Origin of the sequence: Marmoricola sp. Leaf446, assembly GCF_001424755.1 — a bacterium.
Taxonomy (GTDB): Bacteria; Actinomycetota; Actinomycetes; order Propionibacteriales; family Nocardioidaceae; genus Marmoricola.
Genome location: NZ_LMRF01000005.1, coordinates 403884 through 410210, shown reverse-complemented (window position 1 = coordinate 410210; position 6327 = coordinate 403884). Strand labels below are relative to the sequence as shown.

Below are 6327 nucleotides of genomic sequence, written 5' to 3'. Positions count from 1 at the left end.
CGTCCCCGCCGGCACACCCGTCGTCGCCGCGCCAGGGAAGGCCGACACCGGAGCCGGAGCCGGCGCCGGAGCCGGGGCCGGCGTCGGCGTCGGGGCCGGCGTCGGCGTAGGCGTCGGGGCAGGCGTCGGGGTCGGAGTCGGGGTCGGAGTCGGGGTCGGAGTCGGGGTCGGAGTCGGGGTCGGAGTCGGAGCCGGGGTAGTCACCGGCGAGGTGACGGGCGACACGAGGACCGCGCGCGTCCTGCTCAGGTAGTCGCCGACGGGAGGCAGACCACGGCGTGCCACTGCTCGGATGTCGACCGCGTACGTCGCACCCCGGGTGACGCTCGGCGCAGGCCGCAACGACACGCTGCGCCACCCGGTGCCGCGACGGAGCGTGGTCCGCTCCGAGGTCACCGCACGCCCTCTGGAGTCACGGACCGTGACGACGACGGCGCGCGCGCTCGTCCGCTTCTTGTGCACCTCGAGGCGGGTGACCCGACCGTCCCGCACGGGGACGACCGGCGTCACCGCGACTGCCGCCTTCGGCGGGACGGAGATGGTCGCCGAGCGAGTGAGGACCGTGGAGCTGGTGCTCGCCTGCGCGCTCGGGGTTGCCACCATCGGGAGCGCGGCTGCAGCCACGACCCCCAGCAAGGACGCTGCCACCTGGATGCGGCGGATCGGGCTGACGCGCATGGTCGTGTTCTCTCGTCCGGGGGTTCGGGGGCGTCGCCCGACGAGTCCCGAGGTGTCCACCTCGGTGTCACCCTGCGACGACCGCCCTGTCGAGGGTCACCAAGGGGTCAAAACCGCTTCGAAACGACGCACAGAACTTAACACCCGAAACGGACATACGGTGCGGCACCCCGATAATTTCGGTAACGGGCAACGCATGCGGTTCTCGTATCGGGACGCGAAGCGGGGCCCCGTACGCGCGCCCTCAGGACGAAGTGCGACGGCCTCGGCGGGCGACGGCTGCGGCCGCTGCCCAGGTCAGCGCCGTACCCAGCAGCGCTGCGACAGCCGCCGCGCTGCCGGACCGGGTCCCCTCGTAGCCCACCTGTGGGCGGTTCGGCAGGCTGGCGATGATGACGCGGTCGCGTGCGCGCACGCCTTGCTGTCGCTGCAGCTGGTCGGCCGTGCGCCGTACGCGGTCGGCCATCAGGTCGAGCTGGGCCCTCACCTCGCGCTCGTTCTCCCCCACGGCATCGATGCGCAGGTAGGGCCTGCTGAAGTCGTTGGCCCACTGCCCGCCGCCGTTGTACATGCGCAGCTGGCTACCAGTACGGATCCCCTGCTCGGCCAGCGAGATGCTCTGGCTGGTCAACCGCGGCGGCGGGCGTACGCCAGAGATCCGCCGCTCGACCACGGAGGCGAAGAGGACCGCCTGCGAGCTGTTGACGGCGAGGGGGTTCGAGCCCGCCGAGCGCGGCGGGAGGAACATCGCGAGCTGCAGCTGACCGTCGTACACCCCCCGGTCAGCCCGCAGGGCGAGCGCCGCTCCCGATGTCAGGAGCAAGCCGATCGCGACGGTGAGGACCACCGCCCGGCGAACGCGACCGCCGCGATGCCTGAGCACGCCGTCCGCCTCCCGACATTTGATGTGCGACACACTGCTGGCCGACGGTACATTGTGCCTCCTGCGGGACCCGGCCGTGCTCACACACTGGTCCCCGAGCCACCCGGTCATGGAGGACGCCGTGAGCTTCAGCGCCCTGGTGCTCCTCGCGACGCGCCGCTGGTACCTCGTCGTGACGGGGGTGCTGGTCTCGTTCGGTCTCGCGTTCCTGGCCTCGCTGCAGGTCTCGCCCCAGTACACGACGGTCGCCAACGTGGTGCTGATCCCGCCGCCCACGATCGTGGGTGACGCCCGCAACCCCTACCTGACCATGGGCGGCCTGGAGGCGGCCGCCGACGTCACGGCCACCAGCCTCGCCGGGTCCGAGGTCCAGGAGGAGGTCGCCGCCCTGGGGGCGAGCAGCACCGTGGTGCGCGACGCCAACAGCTCGGCCCCCATCATCGTCGTCACGGTCGTCGCAGGGTCGGCGGAAGCCGCCCAGCAGGGGCTCGAGCTGCTGGTGGACAACGTGCCGCGAGTCCTGACCAGGGAGCAGGCGACGATCGGCGTGGTCGACCGTGCGCAGCTGACCTCGCGTGTCATCGCCACGACGAGGTCGCCCGAGGTGTCGCGCAGCCCCCAGCTCCGCGCCGTCATCGTCGTCCTGGCTGCGTCCCTCGCGTTCTCCATGGGCCTCGTCGCCCTCGTCGACCGCCGCCTCCGGCGCCGGGGCGAGGCCATCTCCGAAGCGGCATCGCCGGCTCCGACCACCTCCGTGGCCGATGCGCGGGTGCGCGTGCGCAGCGCCGGCCGCGGACAGAGCACCGCTCGGCCCGGGGCCGTGGTGCGTCCGCCCTCCCGACTGCCGCGTCCCCCGCCGGCACCGCCTCCCGGCGGGTCCGCCGAGGCGCGCTGATGGTCGGCGGCGCCGCCTGGCGTTCCGCGCTCGCCCGTGGCCTCGGCCTCACCTGGCTGCGACACGCCCGCGCCGCCGGCGCCGGCTGGGCCCGTGTCCACGACATCGACGGGGCGAGCTTCGTGCTCCTCTACCTCTGTCTGCTCCTCTACCTGCCGGCCAGCCTCGTCTTCAGGCCGCTGAGCTCGGCCGGCACCCCGGCCACGATGCTGGCGATCTTCGGGGCGCTCTGCTGGGTCCTGAACCGCATCATGGACCCGCGGGCACGACGACCGTCGCTGTCCGTGGTGCCCGTCACGGCTGCCGGTGGCCTGTTCGCCCTCTGCGTGGTGGCCAGCACGGTGGTCGCGCTGGCCCGACCGCTGCGCACCGAAGAGCTGAAGAGCATGAACACCGGACTGCTCTTCGTGGTGGCGTGGGCGGGTGTCGCCCTGGTGACCAGCGACGGGATCACGTCCCGCAACCGCCTGGCCCGGGTGCACCGTCGCCTGGTGCTGGCCTCCGCCTTCGTGGGCCTGGTGGGCATCCTCCAGTTCGTCACCGGGCGGACGCTCACCGACATGATCCGCATCCCAGGGCTGTCGGCCAACACCACCGCCTTGGTCTACGCCCGCGACGGGTTCAGCCGGGTCATCGGGACGACCCTGAACCCCATCGAGTTCGGTGTGCTGATGGCGGCGATGCTCCCCCTGGCGATCAACCACGGTGTCCACGCCTCCACCACCCGCTGGCGAGCCTGGGCACCGACCGTCCTGATCGCCTCGTCGATCCCGCTGTCGAACTCCCGATCGGGACTGGTCGCGCTGGGCGTCGCGATGCTCGTCGTGATCCCGACGTACTCCCCCGCGATGCGCCTGCGCGTGCTCGGCTACGGCCTGACCGGCGCGATGGCCGTCTTCGTGCTCGTGCCTGGGCTGCTCGGCACCCTCCTGGGGCTGTTCATCGGCATCGACGACGACCCCAGCGCCGGCTCCCGTACCGGCAGCTACGCCCTCGCGGGGGCGTTCATCTCGCGCTCACCGGTGTGGGGGCGCGGGTTCCTGACCTTCCTGCCGGAGTACCGCATCCTGGACAACCAGTACCTGGGCCTGCTGATCGACGTGGGCGTCGCCGGCACCGCGGCCTTCCTGCTGACCATGACGACGGCCGTCGTCGTGTGCTGGCGCTCCTACCGACTCTCGACGGACGGCGCCACCGTCGGCCGCAGTGCCGCCCTGCTGGCGGCCCTGTCTGCCTGCACCGTGAGCTTCGCCTTCTTCGACGCCCTGTCCTTCCCGGTCATCGCGGGCTTCACCGCGCTGTGCCTGGGGCTCGCCGAGTGCGAATGGCGCTTCGCACGGGCGCTCGCGACCAGCCCGGTCGGCGGCCGGCCGCCGACCGAGGAGTCCACCCGGTGACCGGCCGCCGTCGAGGCAGCGGGTCCGCCCGCCTCGTCCGCCGCGCGGAGGCCTGGGTCCGTGGACGAGGTTGGGCACCGCCGGCGTGGGCACGTCGAGGCCTGGGTCGCCTAAGCCGGCGGGTCCTCGCCGGTGGGCCCGCGGTGGCTGGCTGGGAGACCCCGCTCGTGGGCCAGGGCCCGCTCCGGCTTCCACCACCCTCTGCTGCGGACCCCTCTCCGTCGACCCCCACGGGCGGACGACCGCTCGGCGTCGGTGTGCGCGTCCTCGTCGCGACCTCCTCGCTGGACGCCGGCGGCCTCGACGTCTTCGTGCGGGACGAGGTCCTCGCGTTCCGCGACTGGGGAGTCGACCTGCTGGTGGCGCACACGCTGGCGCCCGAGACGGCGATGCACGGCCGGCGGATCGCGGACGAGCTGCGGTGTGCCGGCGTGGAGGTCGTGGAGCTCCGGACCGACCACGACGGTCGGGAGGCCGTACGTCGGTTCCGTCCGGACGTCGTGGCCGCCCACGGCGTGCCGCGGTGGTTCCTCGACCTCGCCCACCAGCTCGAGGTCCCGCTCGTCGAGACCCTCCACGGGCCCTTCGGTCTGTTCGAGGGTGAGGAGGAGGAGGCCCGCAGCCGAGCCGCGCTCGTGACGGCCTTCGCGTGCGTCAGCGAGGAGACGCGGCGACGCCTGCTCGAGGTCGTGCCCACGCTGCCACCCGCGCGCGCGGTCACGATCACCAACGGGGTCGACCCGCGCCTGCCGCAGCGGTCACCACCGCGCGACGCGGCGAGGTCCGCCCTGGGGCTCGAGGACCAGCTGCTCGTGGTCTCTACGGCGCGCTACTGCCTGCAGAAGAACACGTTCGCGTTGGTGTCCACGTTCCTCGAGGCTGCTCCGGACTGCCCCGGGATGCACCTGGTCGTCGCCGGACGCGCCGACGACCTCGGCTACGCCTCCCACGTCCTCGGACTCACCGAGGGTGCTGCCGGCGCCGACCGCGTGCACCTGCGGGGCAACATCGCGACCCCGGGCCTCCTGCTGCAGGCCGGCGACGCCTTCGCCTTGAACAGCTTCTTCGAGGGCTGGTCCCTGGCGGCGACGGAGGCAGCCGTCCACGGCATGCCCCTGGTGCTCTCGGAGGTGGCCAGCTCGCGCGCGATCCTCGGGCTCGGTCCGGGCGACCCGCCGGGAGCGTACGACGACGGCGTGCTCGTGCCGCACCCGCTGGGGGATGCCACCCGGCTGAGCTGGCCAGCCATGGCGCAGGCGCAGTACCGCCGTCAGGAGTCGCACCAGGACCTGGTGCAGGCGTGGCGCACCATCTGGCAGCGAGGCGGCGACCTCGGTGCGGAGCGCGCCCAGCGGGCGCTCGAGCAGCAGGACCGCTTCCGGATCGACGACTGCCTCCTGGCCCATCTCCAGCTGCTCCAGCGCTGGGCGCTAGGACGACCCGAGGAAGTCGAGCACGGCGGCTAGGTCCGTCCGCAGCCCGTCCGAGCTGTAGCGAGTCAGCACTGCCCGGGAGGCGCGCCGGCCTGCCTCGCGCAGGTCCTCGCCGCACTCGGACCACGACCCCACCACGTCGTCCACCGCCTCGGCGAGACCGAGCAGGTCGCCGTCGGACACTGGGCGGCAGTACGTCGGGTCGAAGAACTCGCGTCCTCCCCGACCGTCGAAACCGATCACGTAGCACCCGCACGCCATCGCCTCGGCCGGAGGCATCCCGAACCCTTCCCGGTCGCCGAGCGAGACGAAGACGTCGCTGTCCCTCAACGCCTCGGCCATCGCCTCCTCGGACAGGCCCTCGAGGACTCGCAGGTCGAACGCGTCCGCCGTGCCGTGCGCGCGCAGCAGGTGCTGCAAGCGCACGCGGTCCTCGGGCCGCCGTCCACTGGTGCACGCGAGGCGTACCGGCCCGGGCCGTCGAGGCCCCGTTGCCGGGCGGAAGACCAACGGGTCGACCACGTTGCGCACCCTCAGGCGCGGCAGCTCGGGGAACGCGAAGCCCAGCAGGCGCTCGCTGTCCTCGGAGACGGTCAGCAGACCCTCCAGCCCGGCGAGGCCACGGTAGGGCTCCCCTGCGCCTGCACCGGGCCACGGCAGCGCGTCGAAGGTGAGATAGGCGCCCTGGTTCAGGACGAGCTTGCGCGGATCACGTGGGAGCGTGCCGAGGCCGGGGCCGTAGATCTCCGGGACGACCAGGACGTCGGTGGGCCCGACCGCGGCGTCCCGAGCCGCGAGCACGGGGGTGTGGTTCTCGAACCACGCAGCCCGGAACCCCGGACGCTCGTGCACGACCCGTGCGTCGGCTCCCAGCTGCCGCAGCACGTCCACCTGGCGGTAGATGCTCCGCACGCCCCCGCTCGGGCGGGGGTTGTCCGGCGCGAGGTAGAGCATCCGTCCGCCCCCGGACCCTCGGCCCAGAGCGGGCGGGGTCTTGGCGGCGAGGAGCCGTCTGGACCGCGCCCGGTGCACGGCCTCGCG

At 73.0% G+C, this 6327-nt stretch carries 6 protein-coding genes; 3 read left to right on the top strand and 3 right to left on the bottom strand.

The window, feature by feature from the left end; genetic code table 11:
- Positions 1-603, bottom strand: a 603-nt coding sequence (locus ASG49_RS19625) for a DUF4082 domain-containing protein (RefSeq protein ID WP_369814234.1), incomplete at its 3' end; no start/stop codon positions are given.
- Positions 604-922: 319 nt separating this feature from the next.
- Entirely contained in the window at positions 923-1594 is a 672-nt protein-coding gene (locus ASG49_RS14630) for a hypothetical protein (RefSeq protein ID WP_156384359.1), read from the bottom strand.
- 88 nt (positions 1595-1682) lie between these two features.
- On the opposite strand from ASG49_RS14630, the gene ASG49_RS14625 reads away from it, so the two are divergent.
- The 3 genes from ASG49_RS14625 (at position 1683) to ASG49_RS14615 (ending at position 5319) form a co-directional block, all read left to right on the top strand.
- Positions 1683-2456 (top strand): hypothetical protein, encoded by a 774-nt coding sequence (locus ASG49_RS14625; RefSeq protein ID WP_156384358.1) that lies wholly within the window; start codon positions 1683-1685, stop codon positions 2454-2456.
- Positions 2456-3853 (top strand): O-antigen ligase, encoded by a 1398-nt coding sequence (locus ASG49_RS14620; RefSeq protein ID WP_056543076.1) that lies wholly within the window; start codon positions 2456-2458, stop codon positions 3851-3853. The genes ASG49_RS14625 and ASG49_RS14620 overlap by 1 nt, the downstream gene beginning before the upstream one ends.
- A 257-nt stretch (positions 3854-4110) precedes the next feature.
- Positions 4111-5319 (top strand): glycosyltransferase family 4 protein, encoded by a 1209-nt coding sequence (locus ASG49_RS14615; RefSeq protein WP_056543075.1) that lies wholly within the window; start codon positions 4111-4113, stop codon positions 5317-5319.
- Here the strand turns inward: ASG49_RS14615 and ASG49_RS14610 are convergent.
- Positions 5284-6240, bottom strand: coding sequence for a glycosyltransferase (locus ASG49_RS14610; RefSeq protein WP_056543073.1), 957 nt, complete (start codon positions 6238-6240; stop codon positions 5284-5286). The two genes, ASG49_RS14615 and ASG49_RS14610, sit on opposite strands and share 36 nt — an antisense overlap.
- Between the last annotated feature and the right edge of the window lie 87 nt (positions 6241-6327).